The sequence below is a fragment of the Acinetobacter sp. TSRC1-2 genome (genome assembly GCF_049895885.1).
Taxonomy (GTDB): Bacteria; Pseudomonadota; Gammaproteobacteria; order Pseudomonadales; family Moraxellaceae; genus Acinetobacter.
Genome location: NZ_JAFCTF010000010.1, coordinates 75,703 through 94,460, shown reverse-complemented (window position 1 = coordinate 94,460; position 18,758 = coordinate 75,703). Strand labels below are relative to the sequence as shown.

18 protein-coding genes and 4 tRNA genes are annotated in these 18,758 nt (G+C 41.6%); 7 read left to right on the top strand and 15 right to left on the bottom strand.

All coding sequences use genetic code 11. From position 1 onward, the window contains the following. Window positions 1–48: 48 nt before the first annotated feature. The 11 genes from ACP69Y_RS11560 to tpiA all read right to left on the bottom strand — a co-directional run bounded on the left by ACP69Y_RS11560 (window position 49) and on the right by tpiA (window position 7,797). The gene (locus ACP69Y_RS11560) at window positions 49–540 is read right to left on the bottom strand and encodes an SHOCT domain-containing protein (protein ID WP_425918525.1); all 492 of its coding nucleotides are present in this window, start codon (window positions 538–540) and stop codon (window positions 49–51) included. A gap of 166 nt (window positions 541–706) precedes the next feature. After that, a complete protein-coding gene (locus ACP69Y_RS11555) occupies window positions 707–1,111 on the bottom strand; it encodes a ribosome-binding factor A (protein ID WP_131216036.1) in 405 nt (134 codons plus the stop codon). After that, window positions 1,111–3,813 (bottom strand): translation initiation factor IF-2, encoded by a 2,703-nt coding sequence (gene infB / locus ACP69Y_RS11550; RefSeq protein ID WP_425918524.1) that lies wholly within the window; start codon window positions 3,811–3,813, stop codon window positions 1,111–1,113. Before infB ends, ACP69Y_RS11555 begins: the two co-directional genes overlap by 1 nt. Before the next feature lie 10 nt (window positions 3,814–3,823). Continuing rightward, entirely contained in the window at window positions 3,824–5,308 is a 1,485-nt protein-coding gene (gene nusA, locus ACP69Y_RS11545) for a transcription termination factor NusA (RefSeq protein ID WP_425918523.1), read from the bottom strand. 39 nt (window positions 5,309–5,347) lie between these two features. Next, window positions 5,348–5,872 (bottom strand): ribosome maturation factor RimP, encoded by a 525-nt coding sequence (gene rimP / locus ACP69Y_RS11540; RefSeq protein WP_425918522.1) that lies wholly within the window; start codon window positions 5,870–5,872, stop codon window positions 5,348–5,350. A 211-nt stretch (window positions 5,873–6,083) separates the two neighbouring features. Next, window positions 6,084–6,160, bottom strand: a tRNA-Met gene (locus tag ACP69Y_RS11535). Between the two features lie 92 nt (window positions 6,161–6,252). Next, window positions 6,253–6,329, bottom strand: a tRNA-Met gene (locus ACP69Y_RS11530). 71 nt (window positions 6,330–6,400) lie between these two features. Further along, window positions 6,401–6,477 (bottom strand) — tRNA-Met (locus tag ACP69Y_RS11525). 47 nt (window positions 6,478–6,524) lie between these two features. Continuing rightward, a tRNA-Leu gene (locus ACP69Y_RS11520) sits at window positions 6,525–6,609 on the bottom strand. A gap of 53 nt (window positions 6,610–6,662) precedes the next feature. Then, entirely contained in the window at window positions 6,663–6,992 is a 330-nt protein-coding gene (gene secG, locus ACP69Y_RS11515) for a preprotein translocase subunit SecG (RefSeq protein ID WP_425918521.1), read from the bottom strand. Between the two features lie 13 nt (window positions 6,993–7,005). Continuing rightward, on the bottom strand, window positions 7,006–7,797 hold the full coding sequence (tpiA, locus tag ACP69Y_RS11510; RefSeq protein WP_425918520.1) for a triose-phosphate isomerase: 792 nt from the start codon (window positions 7,795–7,797) through the stop codon (window positions 7,006–7,008). A gap of 279 nt (window positions 7,798–8,076) precedes the next feature. Between tpiA and pilB the strand changes: the two genes are divergently transcribed. From pilB to coaE, 4 genes are read left to right on the top strand one after another with little or no spacing between them, the layout of a single operon-like run. Further along, window positions 8,077–9,789, top strand: a complete 1,713-nt coding sequence (gene pilB / locus ACP69Y_RS11505; RefSeq protein ID WP_425918519.1) for a type IV-A pilus assembly ATPase PilB — start codon at window positions 8,077–8,079, stop codon at window positions 9,787–9,789. A gap of 29 nt (window positions 9,790–9,818) precedes the next feature. Further along, window positions 9,819–11,045 (top strand): type II secretion system F family protein, encoded by a 1,227-nt coding sequence (locus ACP69Y_RS11500; protein WP_407303216.1) that lies wholly within the window; start codon window positions 9,819–9,821, stop codon window positions 11,043–11,045. Next, entirely contained in the window at window positions 11,045–11,905 is an 861-nt protein-coding gene (locus ACP69Y_RS11495; RefSeq protein WP_425918518.1) for a prepilin peptidase, read from the top strand. Before ACP69Y_RS11500 ends, ACP69Y_RS11495 begins: the two co-directional genes overlap by 1 nt. Before the next feature lie 15 nt (window positions 11,906–11,920). Continuing rightward, entirely contained in the window at window positions 11,921–12,535 is a 615-nt protein-coding gene (gene coaE, locus ACP69Y_RS11490) for a dephospho-CoA kinase (protein ID WP_425918517.1), read from the top strand. Here the strand turns inward: coaE and ACP69Y_RS11485 are convergent. From ACP69Y_RS11485 to ACP69Y_RS11475, 3 genes are all read right to left on the bottom strand, one after another. Continuing rightward, window positions 12,532–13,449: a DMT family transporter gene (locus ACP69Y_RS11485; RefSeq protein ID WP_425918516.1), complete on the bottom strand. Its 918-nt coding sequence runs from the start codon at window positions 13,447–13,449 to the stop codon at window positions 12,532–12,534. The two genes, coaE and ACP69Y_RS11485, sit on opposite strands and share 4 nt — an antisense overlap. Before the next feature lie 32 nt (window positions 13,450–13,481). Next, on the bottom strand, window positions 13,482–14,231 hold the full coding sequence (gene rlmB / locus ACP69Y_RS11480) for a 23S rRNA (guanosine(2251)-2'-O)-methyltransferase RlmB (RefSeq protein WP_425918515.1): 750 nt from the start codon (window positions 14,229–14,231) through the stop codon (window positions 13,482–13,484). Between the two features lie 131 nt (window positions 14,232–14,362). Then, window positions 14,363–14,686 (bottom strand): pyrimidine/purine nucleoside phosphorylase, encoded by a 324-nt coding sequence (locus ACP69Y_RS11475; RefSeq protein WP_067866108.1) that lies wholly within the window; start codon window positions 14,684–14,686, stop codon window positions 14,363–14,365. 749 nt (window positions 14,687–15,435) lie between these two features. Here ACP69Y_RS11475 and recN point away from each other — a divergent pair. The 3 genes from recN to ruvX all read left to right on the top strand — a co-directional run bounded on the left by recN (window position 15,436) and on the right by ruvX (window position 18,206). After that, window positions 15,436–17,097 (top strand): DNA repair protein RecN, encoded by a 1,662-nt coding sequence (gene recN / locus ACP69Y_RS11470; RefSeq protein WP_425918514.1) that lies wholly within the window; start codon window positions 15,436–15,438, stop codon window positions 17,095–17,097. A 118-nt stretch (window positions 17,098–17,215) separates the two neighbouring features. Then, window positions 17,216–17,770: a YqgE/AlgH family protein gene (locus ACP69Y_RS11465; protein ID WP_425918513.1), complete on the top strand. Its 555-nt coding sequence runs from the start codon at window positions 17,216–17,218 to the stop codon at window positions 17,768–17,770. Then, window positions 17,763–18,206, top strand: coding sequence for a Holliday junction resolvase RuvX (gene ruvX / locus ACP69Y_RS11460; RefSeq protein WP_425918512.1), 444 nt, complete (start codon window positions 17,763–17,765; stop codon window positions 18,204–18,206). Before ACP69Y_RS11465 ends, ruvX begins: the two co-directional genes overlap by 8 nt. Before the next feature lie 53 nt (window positions 18,207–18,259). Here the strand turns inward: ruvX and ACP69Y_RS11455 are convergent, their stop codons facing one another. Then, the gene (locus ACP69Y_RS11455; protein WP_425918511.1) at window positions 18,260–18,544 is read right to left on the bottom strand and encodes a hypothetical protein; all 285 of its coding nucleotides are present in this window, start codon (window positions 18,542–18,544) and stop codon (window positions 18,260–18,262) included. Between the last annotated feature and the right edge of the window lie 214 nt (window positions 18,545–18,758).

Genomic DNA, 18,758 nt, shown 5'->3' with positions numbered 1-18,758 from the left:
ATTAAAATTTTCACTCGATTGAAGTTACAGTAGACTGAGCAAATTTAATTAATTTTCGATCAAAACTTTAGTCTTTTCTTTTTCAAATTCCTGTTCAGTAAGCACATCTTCATCTAATAATTTTTTTAAGGCTGCAAGTTTCTCATATTTCCCTACTACGAGATTATTATTTCCATTCTTAGATTTCTCAATACACTCAAACACTAGTTCTACTCGTGGAAAATTCCTCAATAGATATGGAGGCTTTGCAGCAGTTTCGGTAAGGCCATGCATTACTTTATTTTTACGCTCACAAAAAGTAATTGATGCGTGTTCCGCATTTTCTCGCACAGTTTGTAATGATACAAAACCTGTTGCTGCTTTCCGGAAAATACGATATGACTCTTCACTCCTTTTTGTCGGCTGATCCAATATCACAGTTCGATTAGCAAAAATTGCATTTTCAAATGGAGACTTACTTTTTGAAGCCAATTGAATAGGCGGTACACTTGAGCAACTGGAAATGATAAGGACAGCGACGATAAAAAATAGCTTATACATAATATTATAGCTCACGCAATGAAATGTTGGCCTGTCAAATCCTTTAAAACAGTCTTTAAATTAGTTATATAAATCAGTTATTTAAATTAAAAATAAAAGCATTAAATTATTAAAAACCGTCTAAATAAAAAAAAGCCACCCGAAGGTGGCTTTTTTATGACATCAATTATTCATCATCTTGCTTTGCTTCAGCAGGCGGTAAATCCTTCACTGCTTCTGCAATCAGACCAAACATATAATTGCCGTAAGCATTGGTTTTGTCATAATGGAAACGCAAACGTGGCGTAATACGTGTCTTGATACGACGACTCAATTCGTGACGCAAGAACCCAGATGCTTTATTTAATACATCTAAAGTTTCTTTGTTCGCGGCTTCGCTTTGGTCATCACCAAGTTCACGACCCATTACAGTCACATAAACTTCGGCATATCCTAAGTCTGCGCTAACTTTCACCGCAGAGATGGTCACAAGACCACCTAAGCGCGGATCTTTCAGCTCCTGACGAATCAGTTCAGACAACTCGCGCTGAACTGAATCACCCATACGCTTAAGACGCTGACTACCCGCCATTAAAGACTCCGTTTAATCAATTGAACATCGTACACTTCGATCTTATCGAGTGCTTTGATGTCTTTATAGCCTTTCACCGCAAGACCACATTCCATACCGGCACGAACTTCTTCAACCACTTCTTTATAGCGACGAAGAGATTCAAGCTCACCTTGGAACACAACCACGTCATCACGAAGGACACGGATTGGTTTATTACGATGCAACATACCTTCAAGCACCATACAGCCCGCAGCCGCACCAAATTTACTTGAGTGGAATACTTCACGTACTTGAGCCACACCCAGAATCGTTTCACGATGCTCAGGAGCCAACTTACCGCTCATCGCTGCTTTCACGTCATCAATTAATTCATAGATGATGCTGTAGTAACGAATGTCGATACCGTCTGCATCCGCTTTTTGACGTGCTGTAGTATCTGCACGTACGTTAAAGCCAAGCAGAACTGCTTCAGAAGATTCCGCAAGGGTAACGTCAGACTCGGTAATTGCACCAACACCAGAACCAATTACACGAACGCGTACTTCATCAGTAGCCAATGCCTGCAATGCTACAGTCAATGCTTCCAATGTACCGCGTACATCAGTTTTAAGCACAACGTTCACATAAGGAACATCTTTTTTGCCCATAGACGCCATGATGTTTTCAAGACGCATTGCACTTTGACGCTCAAGACGTTTTTCACGTTCACGAGACATACGTGCATCAGCGACTTCACGTGCTTTTTTCTCATCGTTAACAACAAGAACTTCGTCACCTGCCATTGGCGCTTCAGGAAGACCCAAGATTTCTACTGGAATTGAAGGTCCTGCTGATTTAACACGTTTACCGTTTTCATCTACCATCGCACGAACACGACCATAAGATGCACCAGCCAGCACTAAATCACCAACATTCAATGTACCGTTTTGTACAAGAATAGAAGCAACTGCACCGCGGTCTTTGTCTACACGCGCTTCAATGACCACACCTTGCGCAGCACCTTCTTCAGATGCTTTCAATTCAAGCAATTCTGATTGAATTAAAATAAGGTCAAGCAGTTCATCAATACCTTGGCCAGAATGTGCAGAAACCATGGCTACAGGTACGTCACCGCCCCATTGTTCAGGTACGATCTGTTTCGCAGTCAATTCATTCAATACGCGATCTGGATCGGCAGATTCTTTATCCATCTTGTTGATTGCAACAATGATTGGCGTACCTGCAGCACGAGCATGATCAATTGCTTCTGCAGTTTGTGGCATTACACCATCATCAGCTGCAACAACCAGAACCACGATATCAGTTGCTTTCGCACCACGTGAACGCATTGAAGTAAACGCTGCGTGTCCCGGTGTGTCTAAGAAAGTGATAATGCCTTTATCCGTTTTAACGTGATATGCACCGATATGCTGTGTGATACCGCCCGCTTCGCCCGCAGCCACTTTGGTACGACGAATACGGTCAAGAAGCGATGTTTTACCATGGTCAACATGACCCATGATGGTTACAACTGGCGCACGAGTGGTTTGAACGCCACGCGCTTCTTCAGCTGCTTCAAGTAAGTTATCTTCAGCTTGAGTATCAGAAACTAGAACTGGGTTATGACCCATTTCTTCAACCACGAGTGCTGCAATTTCTTGCTCAATCGCTTGGTTCTGAGTCACAAGCTCACCCATTTTCATGAGTGATTTGATGACTTCGCGAACCTTGATTGCCATTTTCGCAGCCAAGTCAGCAACAACAATGGTTTCACCAATTTCAACATCATAAATTTGTTTTTTAACAGGTTTTTCAAAACCATGCTTGTTGCCTTGACTGGTTTTTAAACCACGTTTAGGCTGTTTACTGAAGCTTTGCTCTTCTTGACCACGACGTCCACCTTTTTTCGGTGCACGTGCAGTTGGCGTATTGGTACCACGTTTGATTTCGCGGTCTTCTTTCGCAAATGAATCTTCATAAGCCTGACCAACAAGACCGGCCGCCAATGGAGAATCATCGACCACACGAATTGTTGCAGTGGTATCTTCAGAGGTGTACTTAGACGCCATCTGACGCATTTGTTCAAGCGTACGTTGTTGAGCTTCTTCAGCCGATTTACGACGTGCTGCTTCTTCAACTGCTTTTAATTGCGCTGATTGAGCTTCACGTACTTTTTTCTGTTCAGCTGTTTCAACTTGCTTAACCGTCTGCTTCACAATCGGTTTGTTGTTCGACTTACGCGTTACCACAACAGCAGCCTTGGAAACTTCTTGCTTATCGCTGGTTTGCTTAGCAGCAGCACGCATTGCTTCTAATGCTTTGCTCGCACCAGAAGATTGTGCTGGAGTCGCTTTAGGTTCTGCTGATTTAGTTTCAACAGTCCCTTGCGCTTGTTTGTCAGCTTGCGCTTTAGCCAATGCTTCAGCTTTAATCTGTTCAGGGTCTGGCTTGGTAAATGTATGCTTCTTGCGAACTTCTACATTAATAGTTTTCGCCTTACCTGATGTACTTGCCACTTTAGCCGTACTGGTTGTTTTACGTTTCAACGTGATTTTTCCTGCATTCCCATCGTTTTGACCATGAATTTTCTTCAAATGGTTAACGAGAGTATTTTGTTGTTCAGTGGAAATAATATCGTCAGCTTTACGTTGTGGTAAACCTGCGTCACGAACCTGCTCTAGGAGCTTCTCAACAGGACGTTCTACGCTGAGAGCTAACTCTTTAATCGACTTGTCCGGCATATATTTCCTCCTAGTTAAACCATGATTCGCGCGCTTTCATAATGAATTGGCCCGCTTTTTCAGCACCTAAACCTTCAATATCTGCAATATCGTCCGTTGCTTGGTCTGCCAAATCATCTACTGTTACCACACCGCGAGCTGCAAGTGCATACGCGATTTCCTGTGTCATCCCAGCCATTGCAACGAGTTCTGCACTTGGTTCTTGGATGTCTTCTTGTTGTCTTAAAGCATCAGCCAAGGTAATTTCTTTCGCACGGCTTTGCAATAATTCAACAGTTTCAGCATCTAACTCAATTTCATCGAATGTTTCAGCTGGAACATAAGCAATTTCTTCAAGAGAAGTGAAGCCCATTTCAACCAAAGCCATTGCTAAATCTTCTTCAATATCTAAACGTGTCACAAACATGTCGAGATATTGTTGAGCTTCATTTTGTTGACGCGCGTAGAATTCATCTTCGAGCATCATCTCCAATTTGTAGCCAGTCAATTCAGATGCTAAACGAACATTTTGACCTTGTGACCCAATGGCACGTGCCAACTGATCCGTTGCTGCAAAAATAATATCTGCGCTATGGACATCTTCATCAATCACAATACTGGATACATCAGCAGGCTCTAAAGCGCTAGCAATATACTGTGCTGGATCATCAGACCATACCACCACATCAATACGTTCACCATTCAATTCTGATTGTACCGCTTGGATACGTGTACCACGCATACCAATACATGCACCCACAGGGTCAATACGATGATCGTTGGTTTTCACAGCAATTTTAGCACGAACACCCGGTTGGCGTGCAGCTGCTTTAATTTCAATGATTTCTTCAGAAATTTCAGGAATTTCTTTTTTCATCAACGCAATCAGCATTTCAGGGCGCGCACGTGACAATAATAATTGTGCGCCACGACCTTCACGATTCACGCTATATAAAATGGCGCTCATACGTTGCTTAGGACGAAGAATTTCTTTAGGAATCATTTCTTCACGAGCAAGATATGCTTCAGCATTGTCACCTAAGTCAATAATGAAGCCATCTTTGGTTTGTTTTTTCACTTCACCGTAGATAAGTTCACCAACTTTAGATTCATATGCATCAGCGACTAAAGCACGCTCAGCTTCACGAATTTTTTGCACAATCACTTGTTTCGCAATTTGTGCAGCAATTCGACCGAAGTCAATCGACTCAACTTCAAGCTCACGGACATCACCGATTGCCCATTGTTCTGGGTCAAGATCCGAGATTGCATCCTGACAAGCAGGCATTTCGTGATCTTCGTCAGCCACCACTTCCCATTGACGGAAAGTACGGTAGTCACCCGTCTTACGATCGATTTCCACACGTAAACGTGCTTCTTCTGCATGGGTGCCTTCGTAAAATTTCTTTTTAGTCGCAGCAACTAAAGCTTGTTCAAGCGCTTCAAAAATTGCATCACGACTTACACCTTTTTCGTTACTAACCGTTTCTACTACGGTAAGAATTTCACGAGCCATAAGTCACCTATTCGTTCAGATTCTTATTGATTGAATGAATTAATCTTGAAAGATCAAATTTGATTTGTCGATATTATGACTGTCGATTTCAAGTACGTGTTGATTTTCAACTTCGACTTGAATGATTTCATTCTCAAGATCAACAGCAATCAGTTTCGCTTGGAATTTACGACGGTTCTCTACAGCACTGATCAGACGTAAAGCAATTTGCTGTCCAATATAGGCTGGCATTTGCGCAAGCTGGAAGAAAGGACGATCCCATCCCGGAGAAGACACTTCAAGTGAGTATTCACCAGAAATTGGATCATGCACATCAAGCATTGCGCCTACTTGCTGGGTTACGCGAACACAGTCTTGTACGCCAATGCCCTGACCTTGTTCAAGCTCGCCATCTTCATTCATGACAGGTTGCGTGTTGTTTTCGTTGGTTTTATCAATATAGATACGTAATAAAGAACGCTTACCCTGAGGAATAAATTCGATTCCCCAAAGTTCTACATTACAAGCTTGCACTGCAGGAGCTATAAGATCTTGGAGTGCTTGAGTTTTATTTGATAGCTTCATTTACTCTCGTCATTGTTGTGCGATTCAATGGTCACTGTGACCAGTTCAGACTAACTCAACTATATTAGTAGTGAAACATGACAATTTGACCAATGGATGTCGACACTACACGATAGCCAATAAAAAAGGGCGTAATCGCCCCTGTGTACACAGAAAAACCAAAGTCCACTGTGCAAAAAGGCCCACCATTTTTGTGAGCCTTTTAGAAACTTGGTAGCGGGAGCTGGATTTGAACCAACGACCTTCGGGTTATGAGCCCGACGAGCTACCAGACTGCTCCATCCCGCAACAACGTGCAAAAATTATATACAATTCATTGAGCATTTTCAATCAAAAAATGTTCAATGGTTGCTTGATTAAGTTGCACCCTAATCAAAAAGTGGTAGCGGGAGCTGGATTTGAACCAACGACCTTCGGGTTATGAGCCCGACGAGCTACCAGACTGCTCCATCCCGCAACAACATGCAAAAATCAATCACCATTTAAATATTATTTAAATCGTCTATTTAGTTTGCTTCTAAATAGTATTGGTAGCGGGAGCTGGATTTGAACCAACGACCTTCGGGTTATGAGCCCGACGAGCTACCAGACTGCTCCATCCCGCATCAACAGATTTGCTGCACAACACCAACTTATGTTCTGGATTACAAGTTGGTGCGGAAGGGGGGACTTGAACCCCCACGCCCGAAGGCACTACCACCTCAAGGTAGCGTGTCTACCAATTCCACCACCACCGCAGCTGTGTCGCATTCTAGTCGGATCAAGTTCAAAAAGAAAGAACTAAATCGGGTTATTCACCTGTTTTCGGTGCGACTGGCGAAGTTTCATTCGAATTCACAGGGGCAGTCGTAGTGGTTTGCACTGATTTCAAGCTATAAGCATCTGTGGTTTGTTTTTTCGCAAACACTGCTAAAGTTAAACTGGTGACAAAAAATAAAGCTGTCAAAATACCCGTTAAGCGAGTCATGAAATTCGCTGAACCTGAGGCACCAAATACAGTCGCAGCACCGCCGCCACCAAATGATGCGCCTGCATCTGCACCTTTACCATGTTGTACCAGAATCAATACAATCATTAAAATGGCTAAGATAATATGTACCACCAGCACAAAAGTTTGCATGCTGAACTCCTAATTATTTTGTATTTGCAAAAGCCTGAGCAATTTTATAGAAAGACTCTGCATTTAAAGATGCACCACCCACCAGCGCACCATTAATATCTGGACAGGCAGCCAACTCTACTGCATTTTCAGCTTTAACACTACCGCCATACAGAATAGCAATGCCTGGACCGAACGATGTAATTTGAGTTAAGCCTTCACGAATTTTGGCATGCATGGCTTGTGCATCTTCTGGGGAAGCCGTTTTACCGGTGCCAATTGCCCAGATTGGTTCATAGGCAATCACAATCTTTTGCCACTGTTCAGCTTGAACCACTGCGGCAATATCACAGATTTGTTGCAATACCACCTGCTCTGCTTGACCATTTTCACGTTGCTCCAGGCTTTCACCTACGCAGTAAATAATGGTCAATCCTGCATTTAAAGCATTTTTAACTTTTTCATTCAGTATTTGTGCAGTTTCGCTAAAGATCTCACGACGCTCAGAGTGACCAATCAGTACAAATTCAATTTTATGATCTTTTAGCAGTTCAGCACTCACTTCACCGGTATAGGCACCCGTACCTGCTATGCAAGAAATATTCTGTGCAACGGTATCAATAGTGCGTACTGAACTTGCCAATTCTGCTTGAACACTGGCCAAGGCTAGCATGGTAGGCGCAACACCTATACGACATTCTTCTTCTTTAATTTCATTATCTTGCAATAATTTTTTAAAACTTTTGATCAGCTCTTTGGCGTCTGCCTGCATTGGGTTCATTTTCCAATTGCCAACAACCCAAGGAGTAATAGCCGAACCCGACATACAGTAACCTATTAAAAACAATTCATTTAACCGCGCATATTCTACACGGAATTCAATATTTTTTAGAAAATTTTCACATGGCTTTTTATGTCATTATTATTTTTTACACGTTATTCTGGCATTCTCTAGAAAAACTTCTCCATGTAATTACGACTGGTTCAAGGTTTTATCTAATATCATCTAGATGACAACGTTTTCAGATATGGTATTTTTATATAACAAAAGTATAATTTAAAAATACCAATTATAAACAAATTGATTGAGCAGGCATATTAAAGCATGACAGCATTACAAGGTTCACCAAGATTTACTGGTTTTATTCGCCGTTTGGTTGAAGATGGCTTAGTTTCTGCTGAAAATATGCAGAATGTAGTATTAAGTGCAAAAAAAGCCAATCAAGATATTGTTCCTTTTTTAATTGATCAATTAAAACTTTCCTCCTTGGATATTGCCGAGAAAATTTCTCAAGAGTTTGGGGAACCTCTTTTTGACCTCAGCGTATATGATTCTGCACAAATTATCCGCGAAGGAATTGATGAAAAAATAATTACCAAACATCGGGTTTTACCTATTTTTAAACGTGGCAATTTACTCTATGTCGCCACCAGCAATCCCACCAATATGGATGCCATGGATGCAATCCGCTTCAGTAGTAAAATGAATATTGAAGCGATCATTGTCGAACATCAAAAATTAACCAAACTGATTGAACAAAACTTTGCCGAAGCAGATACCTTTGAATTCTCTGATGATGATATCGATCTAAATCTTGAGCAAGAAGACCTCAGCCAAAAAGAAGACGAAGACGATGGTCCACAAGGTGACGAAGCCCCCATTGTTAAATATATTAATAAATTATTAATTGATGCCATTCGTATGGGCGCTTCAGATTTACATTTTGAACCCTATGAAAAAAGTTATCGTGTTCGCTATCGCGTCGATGGTGTTCTACGTCAAATTGCCACCCCACCATTACAACTCGCGACACGTTTAGCCTCGCGCTTAAAAGTTATGTCTCAAATGGATATTTCTGAAAAGCGCTTACCGCAAGATGGCCGTATTAAACTTAAACTTTCAAAATCCAAAGCGATTGACTTTCGTGTTAACTCACTCCCTACCCTATTTGGAGAAAAACTGGTACTGCGTATTCTAGATCCATCAAGTGCGATGCTGGGTATTGACGCGTTAGGATATGAACCCGAGCAAAAAGAGTTATTTATGCAAGCTCTGGACAAACCGCAAGGCATGCTATTGATTACAGGCCCGACCGGTTCTGGTAAAACGGTTTCTTTATATACAGGTTTAAATATTCTCAATCGTGAAGATACCAACATTTCAACGGCAGAAGATCCGGTGGAAATTAACCTGGAAGGGATCAATCAGGTCAATGTCAATGCTAAAGTGGGCTTAACCTTCTCTGCTGCCCTCAAGTCATTCCTGCGTCAAGATCCTGATATTGTGATGGTCGGTGAGATCCGAGATTTAGAAACGGCAGAAATTGCCATTAAAGCGGCTCAGACGGGTCATATGGTGATGTCAACGCTCCACACCAACAGTGCACCTGAAACATTGACGCGCTTAAGGAATATGGGCGTACCTTCCTTTAACATTGCCACCTCTGTAAACTTGGTGATTGCACAACGTTTAGCTCGACGTTTATGTCCACAATGTAAAATTCCTGCTGATGTTCCAGAACCAAGTTTATTGGAAATGGGATTTAAAGAAGAAGATCTTAAACATCCAGATTTTCAAGTATATCAACCTGTCGGCTGTTCAGAATGTCGTGAAGGTTATAAGGGTCGTGTCGGTATTTATGAAGTCATGAAAGTGACACCTGAAATTTCGAAAATTATTATGGAAGATGGCAATGCACTTGAAATTGCAGCAGCATCTTTAAAATCGGGGTTTAATAATTTACGTCGTTCAGGATTAATTAAGGTCATGCAGGGGGTGACTTCTCTTCAAGAAGTCAATCGCGTGACTAGTGAATAGATCAAGCATTTAAAAATAAGGATAAATTCATGGCTGTCAAAAAAGCACAGATGATGCCAACCTTCAGTTATGAAGGGGTTGATCGTAAAGGGGAAAAACTGAAAGGAGAATTGCCTGCACGTAACATGGCACTTGCGAAAGTGACTTTGCGTAAGCAGGGAATTACCATTAAGACGATTCGGGAAAAGAGAAAAAATATTCTCGAAGGCTTAATGAAAAAAAAGGTATCCACACTCGATATCACTATTTTCACGCGTCAATTGGCGACCATGATGAAAGCGGGTGTGCCTTTAGTACAAAGCTTTGAAATTGTTGCAGAAGGCTTAGAGAACCCATCTATGCGTGAAGTGGTGTTAGGCATTAAGGGTGAAGTGGAAGGCGGGAATACCTTTGCAGGTGCACTTAAAAAATATCCTCAATATTTTGATAACTTATTTTGCTCACTCGTTGAGTCCGGTGAACAGTCCGGTGCATTGGAAACCATGCTTGATCGGGTCGCCATTTATAAAGAAAAAAGTGAACTTTTAAAGCAAAAAATTAAAAAGGCCATGAAATATCCTATGGCTGTGATTGTCGTTGCACTTGTGGTGACCATTATTTTGATGGTCAAAGTCGTTCCCGTATTCCAGGAATTGTTTAGCTCATTTGGTGCAGATTTACCGGCATTTACTAAGATGGTCGTGAATATGTCGGAATGGATGCAGAAATACTGGTTTGTGCTGATTATTGTCATTGGTGCCATTATTGCCGGTTTTATGGAAGCAAAAAAACGCAGTAAAAAATTTCGTGATTTTCTCGATAAAGCAGCGCTTAAAGCTCCTATTTTTGGTGACTTGGTTTATAAAGCCATTATTGCGCGTTACAGTCGTACTTTAGCAACCACATTTGCTGCCGGTGTACCTTTAATTGATGCTTTAGAGTCGACCGCTGGTGCAACCAACAATTGTGTCTATGAAGAAGCGGTGATGAAAATTCGCGATGATGTCGCCACTGGTCAACAATTGCAATTTGCAATGCGTGTAACCAACAAATTTCCATCCATGGCCGTGCAAATGGTCGCGATTGGTGAAGAGTCAGGTGCTCTCGACAGTATGCTGGATAAAGTGGCGACTCATTTTGAAAATGAAGTCGATAATGCCGTCGATGGCTTAACCTCAATGATGGAACCTTTAATTATGGCTGTACTTGGCGTCCTCGTTGGTGGTCTAGTTATTGCCATGTACCTGCCAATTTTCCAAATGGGTTCAGTCGTTTAATGCAAGAATTGATTGATTATTTTGCAAATAACCCAACTGCGCTTTATCTTGCAGTTGGGCTTTTTAGTCTCTGTATTGGTAGTTTTTTGAATGTCGTGATCTACCGCACACCAAAAATGATGGAACAAGAATGGCATACTGATTGCCAATTGTTTTTGCATCCCGAACAACCGATCATTGATGAATCTAAACTTAGCTTAAGCAAACCGGCTTCAACTTGCCCTAAATGCCATACTGAAATTCGCTGGTATCAAAATATTCCTGTCATCAGTTGGCTAGTTTTAGGTGGTAAATGCGGCTCTTGCAAAAATCCAATCAGCATTCGCTATCCATTGATTGAGCTACTCACTGCCATATGTTCATTGGTGATTGTTGCAGTCTTCGGACCAACCTTACAAATGCTCTTTGGTTTGCTTTTAACTTGGATGCTTATCGCACTCACCTTTATTGATTTTGATACTCAGCTTCTACCGGATCGTTATACCCTGACTTTAGCAGCACTAGGTTTAGGCATTAATAGTTATGCTATTTATACCTCTCCTACGTCTGCAGTCTGGGGCTATATTATTGGCTTCTTGTGTCTTTGGATTGTGTATTACCTGTTTAAACTCATTACCGGTAAGGAAGGCATGGGCTATGGAGACTTCAAGCTACTGGCGGCTTTAGGTGCCTGGATGGGACCTTTAATGCTGCCTTTAATTGTACTGCTTTCATCCATGGTCGGAGCAATCATTGGCATTATTTTGCTCAAAATCCGTAAAGAAAATCAGCCTTTTGCTTTTGGTCCTTATATTGCTATTGCAGGTTGGATTGCGTTTATTTGGGGTGAGCAGATTATGAAAGTTTATTTAGGACAATAATTTTTGGGTGAGTACATGACGTTTATCTTGGGTTTAACAGGCGGTATTGGCAGCGGAAAATCGGCCGCAAGTACATGGTTTGAAGCGCAAGGAATCACCGTTGTGGATGCGGATGTTGTGGCACGTCAGATTGTAGAAAAAGGACAACCTGCGTTACAACAAATTCACGCGGCTTTTGGGGATTGGGTTCTTTTAGGCAATGGAGAACTGAATCGCCAGGCTTTACGTGAACATATTTTCAAAGATCCAAACGCGCGTAAAGTGCTGGAAAGCATCACCCACCCTGCTATTCGTCAATCGATTATTCAACAACTTCAGGCTGCAACCAGTTCCTATGTAATTCTGGTTTCTCCACTGCTCTTTGAAACCAATCAACATGAATTAACTGATCATACGTTACTCATTGATGCGACTGAAGAATTACAAATTCAGCGCGCCAGCCAACGTGATGGGCAATCGATTGAACAAATTCAGAAAATTATTCAGGCACAAATGTCACGGCAAAAAAAACGAAGTTTAGCCAATGATATCGTGCTGAATGACGGACATCTTGACCATTTATATGCGCATTTAAAACCGCTGCATAACGCTTATTTACAACACAGCAAGCAAAAAAAAGCAGCCGATTAAGACTGCTTTTTTTGTTGATCCAGTTGCTGCTGTAAACTGTCTTTATGCATAAGCCAGCGCCACGGCTGCAAAGCACCAATCGCCATCCCAATCAAGCCACAGATAATCGCCAGACTTAAGGGTTCACCTAAAAGCGGCACAGCTAAAATTGCTGCCATAAACGGGGCCAAAGTCACGATACTGCCGGTCTTAAATGCACCCAGTCGCTTGATGGCTTCGACATAAGTCAGTGTTGCCACAATCACCACAAAAATGCCGTGAAAAATCACCTGCATCAGTAAATGGAGCGGCTCAGGTTCAGTTAAATTTTTTGGTAAAAATATTAAATAAATCGGCACATATACAATTGCCGACCAGATTGCAACACCGGCCATAGAATGCCATGCAGAAAGTTTCCATTGCCGCAATAGCACGGTAAAAACACCCCACCAGATTGCACTCAAGAAGAACAGCATGTCGCCAAAACCAAAAGCGATACCGGTTTCCTGATACATTAAAAAACTCATGGCAGCAATTGCAGTCAACATAATACCCAGACTAATCTGGATATGCTGATCAAAAGGCTGTTTAAACAGCAAAAATGCGGCTACTGCGGTACATAAAGGAATACAACCATTCAGAAAAATCGCCGCATGTGCTGCAGGGACATAGTGAAATGCAGTATACGAGGTCAGGCAATATCCTACCCCGCCAATCATTGCCAAAAGAAACGGTTCTTTTTTCCACAAAAAGGCGAGGTCTTTTTTATAGATCAGAATCGGCATTAAAATACAAAATGCCAGAGCAAAACGTAAAGCCGTGATATCCCAAGCACTGATTCCCCACTGTGCATTTAAGCGGGAAGTAATGGTAAATCCCCCCCAGATGCACATGGTAATGGCGACATAGAGATAACCTTGAGACCGGGGAGACATAGCAAACAACTTTTTAAATTTAGATAATAAAATTACACATTACGCTGGCGGCAAGCTTCATACAAAGCCATACCTGTTGCCACACTCACATTCAAACTTTGCAGGTTTCCTGCCATAGGGATGTAAACCGTCTGATCGCACTGGGACTGGGTAATTGGACGCAAGCCTGTATCTTCAGCGCCCATCACTACACATACCCCTGTTCCGGTGAAATCAAACTGTTGCACCGGTAATGCTTTTTCATCCAGCATGGTGCCGACAACACGCACATTGAATTCATCTTTGATGTTACCCAAGGTACGAGCAAGATTGGTTACTTGAATAAACTTCACTTTCTCTGCGCCGCCTGCGGCAATTTTACGTGCTGTCGGGGTTAAGCTTGCAGAACGATCACGCGATACAATCACTGCTTCAACACCCATAGCCGCTGCTGTACGAATACAAGCACCCAGGTTATGTGGATCAGTGACTTGGTCTAAAGCCAACAACAGTGCTTGAGGATTTTGTTTCAGCAAATCATCCAGATCTTGCTCATTCAATGTCGGATGCGGACGAACTGCAGCAACCACCCCCTGATGAAAAGGCTGACCCGCCAATTTTTCCAGTTTGTCACGACTGGCCTGTTGTACACTGATTCCAAAAGGATCAGCCAAAGCCAAAACGTTTTTCAAACGCTGATCGTCACGACCTTTTAGCGTAAATAAAGTAAGTACACGCTCTGGCTCAAGCTCAAGTAATGACTCCACTGAGTGAACGCCATAAAAATATTCGGTTTTTGCCATGAACGGCCTCTAAAATATATGTATACAATGCAAAAAAGAAAAATCCTGCAAAGCTGACTTTACAGGATTGATGCTTAAATCTAGTTTAACTGATTCAGGCTAAAATTTCTTTGCCTTAATCCGACTTATGCTTAGCCTTCTAAATGGCAAACATAATCGAGCACTTCATCGGTTTCAATTTTAAAACGGCTATTGCCTGGGACATAAAAAGACTGTCCTGCACGGAACAATTCACTCTCGATTTTATCCGCGATTTGTACACGACATTCCCCTGAAATAATTTCCATACGTTCAGGGACATGAGTTTCGAAAGTCAGTGCTTGTTCAGTCGGTAAAATTACCCCTAGTGTCTTTTTTGTGCCATCTTCGAATTGCACGGTATGACTAATACATGAACCGCCGAAGTAAACATTCGATTTTTTGATAACAGAAACATGATCAAACTGATTTGACATGCGTATTCTCCAGATAATGCGCATTTATAATTTTTGATTGATGTAGTTTAAAGGCCTGCATTCAACTAATCAATCGGTGTTTCATACGGCTAAATCAATATTTTACAAATTGTTGCAGTTATTTTTCTACATCAATCAGAGGAAGATTTACCACAAGTTTGCGAGAGTCTAAATCAACCTTAGCATAAGCACAAATAAGTTTTTGTACTTCATCGACTAAAGGTCTATTTGCTTTTCCACGCAGCAAATGTTGTACCAAAACAATGACAATCAGCCAAGCAATTTGCTATACACCTAAAGCCTAGCAGTATGGCTCAATTCAGTATTTAAACTTCGACCCCAGATAGTTATCAAGAAATACTGATCCATGATTTGTATTGATAGATATTTGCCTAGTTTGCGAAGTATTTTTTAACAGTATGAAAATATAATTTCTTAAAACTATCCATAAAATCAAATTATTATGCAGATAAAAATCATCCAGATTATTTGAGCGTGACTGATAGAGGTTTATCTGCGTTAGATTCTCTTCTCGCAGGCTTGGCTACCTGCAACCTAATACCGTAGTAATATTGAATTCAATTGAAGCAGAGATTGTTTTTATAACGTATCTTCAGTAAAAGGTATTTTCATTATAAATATCAGGTAAAATAGTAATGTTTTACGTCATCTTAAAATAAAAGCTGGCTTGTGACCAAAACAAAATTTCACTATCTTAGATTAAAACTTTTCGCAGCTCGGATGCGTTTATGCTGACACACTTAACTCTGATCAATTTCGCTTTAGCCGATCATTTAGCCATTGATATTGAACCAGGTTTCAATGTCCTGACCGGTGAGACAGGTGCGGGTAAATCTTTATTACTGGATGCCCTCTCTGCCTGTTTGGGTGAGCGCACCGATACCAATTACGTCCGTTTTGGTTCAGATAAAGCCGATGTCACCGCTGTTTTTAGTTATAAAGAACAAAGTCCCGAAGCCGAATGGCTTAAAGCACATGAGTTAAATGATGAATCTGGCGAAATTCATTTAAGACGAGTGATTTTCGCGACGGGTCGCAGTAAAGCGTGGATTAATGGTCGCCCGAGCAGCTTGGCTGAACTGAAAGAAATTGGTCGTTTACTGGTGCAACTGTATAGCCAACACAGTCAGCAACAATTGCTGGAACATCCTTATCCCAAGCATTGGTTAGATCGTTACAACAACTTTTATCAACCTGCACAAGATGTCCGTGATGCCTATAGCACCTGGCAAAAAGATATTCGTCAGCATCAAGCTGCATTAGATGCGCAAGCAACCCGTAAACAACGGATTGAAACTTTAGAATTACAGCTTGAAGAACTCGAAGAAATTACTCAAATTGACTATAAAGAGATTGAGCAAGAGTTCGACCGTTTAAGTCATCATGAACATATCATGCTGGATTGTAGCTATAGCTTAAATGCGCTGGATGAAGCTGAACAAAATATCACCCAAGAGGTTTCTTCGATTATTCGTCGTTTGGAATCGCATGCCGGTCGCAGTGAGCTACTCGCAGAAATTTATAATTCATTAGTAAATGCACAAAGTGAACTTGCTGATGCGACGGCGAATTTACATCAATTTATTGACCGCCAAAGTTTTGATCCTGAACGCATGGAAGAGCTCAACTTGCAACTGGAAATCTTCCACCGTTTAGCGCGTAAATATCGTACTCAACCTGAAACGCTAAAAGAAGAATATGAAGCCTGGCAGGCGGAACTTGAACAGCTCCATCAACTGGAAGATCCTGAGACTTTAGCTGAACAAGTAGAATTGTCACATCAAGACTTTTTAGCCAAAGCTCAGCACCTAGATGATATTCGTCGTGAAGCCGCGAGTCCTTTAGCTAAAAAACTCACAGAACAAGTGAAACAACTGGCATTGCCTGAAGCCCATTTTGAATTCAAGTTTGAACCTTTGGAACAAGCATCATCAGAAGGTCTCAGCTTTATTCAACTGCTGTTTACCGCAAATAAGGGCATTCCTGCACAACCCTTGGCACGTGTAGCCTCTGGTGGTGAACTGTCACGTATTGCTTTGGTCATGCAAGTGATGAATGCTGAAAAAACCGAATCTGAAGTGTTGGTGTTCGATGAAATTGATGTCGGAATCAGTGGCGGTACGGCAGAAATGGTTGGACGCTTATTGGCAGATTTAGCACAACATGTACAGATTTTATGTATTACCCATCAAGCTCAAGTGGCAGCACAATCAGATCAACACCTGTTGGTGAAGAAACGCCAAACTGATCCTGCAAGCAGCACCATTATCGACCTGAGCGAAGAACAACGTATTGATGAGCTGGCGCGTATGACGGGTGGTGTCGAAATTAACGACACAACCCTGCAACATGCCAAGCAATTACGTCAACTTAAGTTTCATCAGGTATAAGTTTATAGGCTAAATCACAAAAAATGATTGGCGAAACTCAATTAGTTTAGTAAGTTGCTTATAAAAGCATTATTATTAATTTAATCAGATTTTTTGATTTTAAGGGGGGATAGCTTAGATGACTAAACAATATCTGACACATCGCTGTCTGATTGCACCTCCTGATTCAGCCGATGATTTTTTCGCCAATACCGTGATTTATTTGGCACGACATGATGAAGATGGTGCTCAAGGCATTATCATTAACCGCCCTTCTGGTCTTTCAATCAAAGAATTATTGAACGATCTGGAAATTGAAGCGGATAATGTCAATCCCCATGATGTATTACAGGGTGGACCTTTACGCCCGGAAGCAGGCTTTGTGCTGCATACCGGTCAACCGACCTGGCATTCATCCATTGCGGTGGGTGAAAATGTCTGTATCACCACATCTAAAGATATTTTAGATGCCATTGCACATAATGAAGGCGTTGGACGTTATCAAATTGCCTTGGGCTATGCGAGTTGGGGCAAAAATCAACTTGAAGCAGAAATGGCGCGTGGCGACTGGCTCATCTGTGATTCAGATATGGATTTAATTTTTAACTTACCTTACGACGACCGTTGGGATGCTGCCTATAAGAAAATGGGCGTAGACCGCACTTGGCTTTCATCAGAGATTGGACATGCCTGATTCATCACAACTCCAGCTGATTATGGCATTCGATTTTGGTACACAGAAAATGGGCATGGCGGTCGGTCAATCATTAATTGAAAGTGCCAATCCGCTTGCCCTGTTTCCGATGAAAGACGGTATTCCCAACTGGGATGAATTACTGAAAATTGTGAAACAGTATCAACCGACTCTATTTTTAGTGGGTTTGCCGTTGAATATGGATGATAGCGAATCTGAACTTTCGGTACGTTCACGCAAGTTTGCCCGCCGTTTGCGCCATCAAACCAATATTGAAACCTTGATGGTGGATGAACGCCTGACCACGCGTGAAGCTCGTGACGAACTGGAGCATTATCAAGCCCAAGGTCGTGCTAAAAAACTGTCTGCAGATAGTGTTGCCGCTGCGCTGTTTATTGAAAGCTGGTATCGCAACCCTGAAGGGCTTAGGCCATAAATTGCTAAAAAATATTGCTAAAAAAGCCATTCAAAATTGAATGGCTTTTTTAATTATTTAGATGAAGTACAACAAAGATAACCGCGATGACTCGGCTCATTTTTTAGATTGACCTGATATATCAGATCAATTTGATCGAGCTGTTTCATGCGCTCAGACATTGCCACCAGATTTACCACCAATACGGTTAGCAACATTTCCTGAAACGGTTTGGTCATGTACTGAAGGCTAGATTTCTCATCTGATAAATGTACTGCTATTGCATGAATATCTAAGATATCCCGCGTGATATTCCCCAACACCGGGTTGTAATTATGCAGTTGTTTTTGATTCAGCAATATTTGATCAAATAATGCTTTAGCATCCTGATTGTTGTTGAAACATGAGTTTCCACTGCCGGTCCGATGTGCATCGGAAAAATGGTCGTGCTGATTATGGCACTACAGACCTCACTTACAGTGATTTATAGAAAGCGGCCACTTGACCATATAGAAGATAGACACCGTATCGGCATGAAATAATGTTGTAGCAAATAATGACCGTGGTATTAGC

Excerpts from the sequence above, each read along its gene's own strand:
- ACP69Y_RS11560 (WP_425918525.1), bottom strand. The coding sequence starts at position 540 with ATGTATAAGCTATTTTTTATCGTCGCTGTCCTTATCATTTCCAGTTGC.
- ACP69Y_RS11555 (WP_131216036.1), bottom strand. The coding sequence starts at position 1,111 with ATGGCGGGTAGTCAGCGTCTTAAGCGTATGGGTGATTCAGTTCAGCGC.
- infB (WP_425918524.1), bottom strand. The coding sequence starts at position 3,813 with ATGCCGGACAAGTCGATTAAAGAGTTAGCTCTCAGCGTAGAACGTCCT.
- nusA (WP_425918523.1), bottom strand. The coding sequence starts at position 5,308 with ATGGCTCGTGAAATTCTTACCGTAGTAGAAACGGTTAGTAACGAAAAA.
- rimP (WP_425918522.1), bottom strand. The coding sequence starts at position 5,872 with ATGAAGCTATCAAATAAAACTCAAGCACTCCAAGATCTTATAGCTCCT.
- secG (WP_425918521.1), bottom strand. The coding sequence starts at position 6,992 with ATGCAAACTTTTGTGCTGGTGGTACATATTATCTTAGCCATTTTAATG.
- tpiA (WP_425918520.1), bottom strand. The coding sequence starts at position 7,797 with ATGTCGGGTTCGGCTATTACTCCTTGGGTTGTTGGCAATTGGAAAATG.
- pilB (WP_425918519.1), top strand. The coding sequence starts at position 8,077 with ATGACAGCATTACAAGGTTCACCAAGATTTACTGGTTTTATTCGCCGT.
- ACP69Y_RS11500 (WP_407303216.1), top strand. The coding sequence starts at position 9,819 with ATGGCTGTCAAAAAAGCACAGATGATGCCAACCTTCAGTTATGAAGGG.
- ACP69Y_RS11495 (WP_425918518.1), top strand. The coding sequence starts at position 11,045 with ATGCAAGAATTGATTGATTATTTTGCAAATAACCCAACTGCGCTTTAT.
- coaE (WP_425918517.1), top strand. The coding sequence starts at position 11,921 with ATGACGTTTATCTTGGGTTTAACAGGCGGTATTGGCAGCGGAAAATCG.
- ACP69Y_RS11485 (WP_425918516.1), bottom strand. The coding sequence starts at position 13,449 with ATGTCTCCCCGGTCTCAAGGTTATCTCTATGTCGCCATTACCATGTGC.
- rlmB (WP_425918515.1), bottom strand. The coding sequence starts at position 14,231 with ATGGCAAAAACCGAATATTTTTATGGCGTTCACTCAGTGGAGTCATTA.
- ACP69Y_RS11475 (WP_067866108.1), bottom strand. The coding sequence starts at position 14,686 with ATGTCAAATCAGTTTGATCATGTTTCTGTTATCAAAAAATCGAATGTT.
- recN (WP_425918514.1), top strand. The coding sequence starts at position 15,436 with ATGCTGACACACTTAACTCTGATCAATTTCGCTTTAGCCGATCATTTA.
- ACP69Y_RS11465 (WP_425918513.1), top strand. The coding sequence starts at position 17,216 with ATGACTAAACAATATCTGACACATCGCTGTCTGATTGCACCTCCTGAT.
- ruvX (WP_425918512.1), top strand. The coding sequence starts at position 17,763 with ATGCCTGATTCATCACAACTCCAGCTGATTATGGCATTCGATTTTGGT.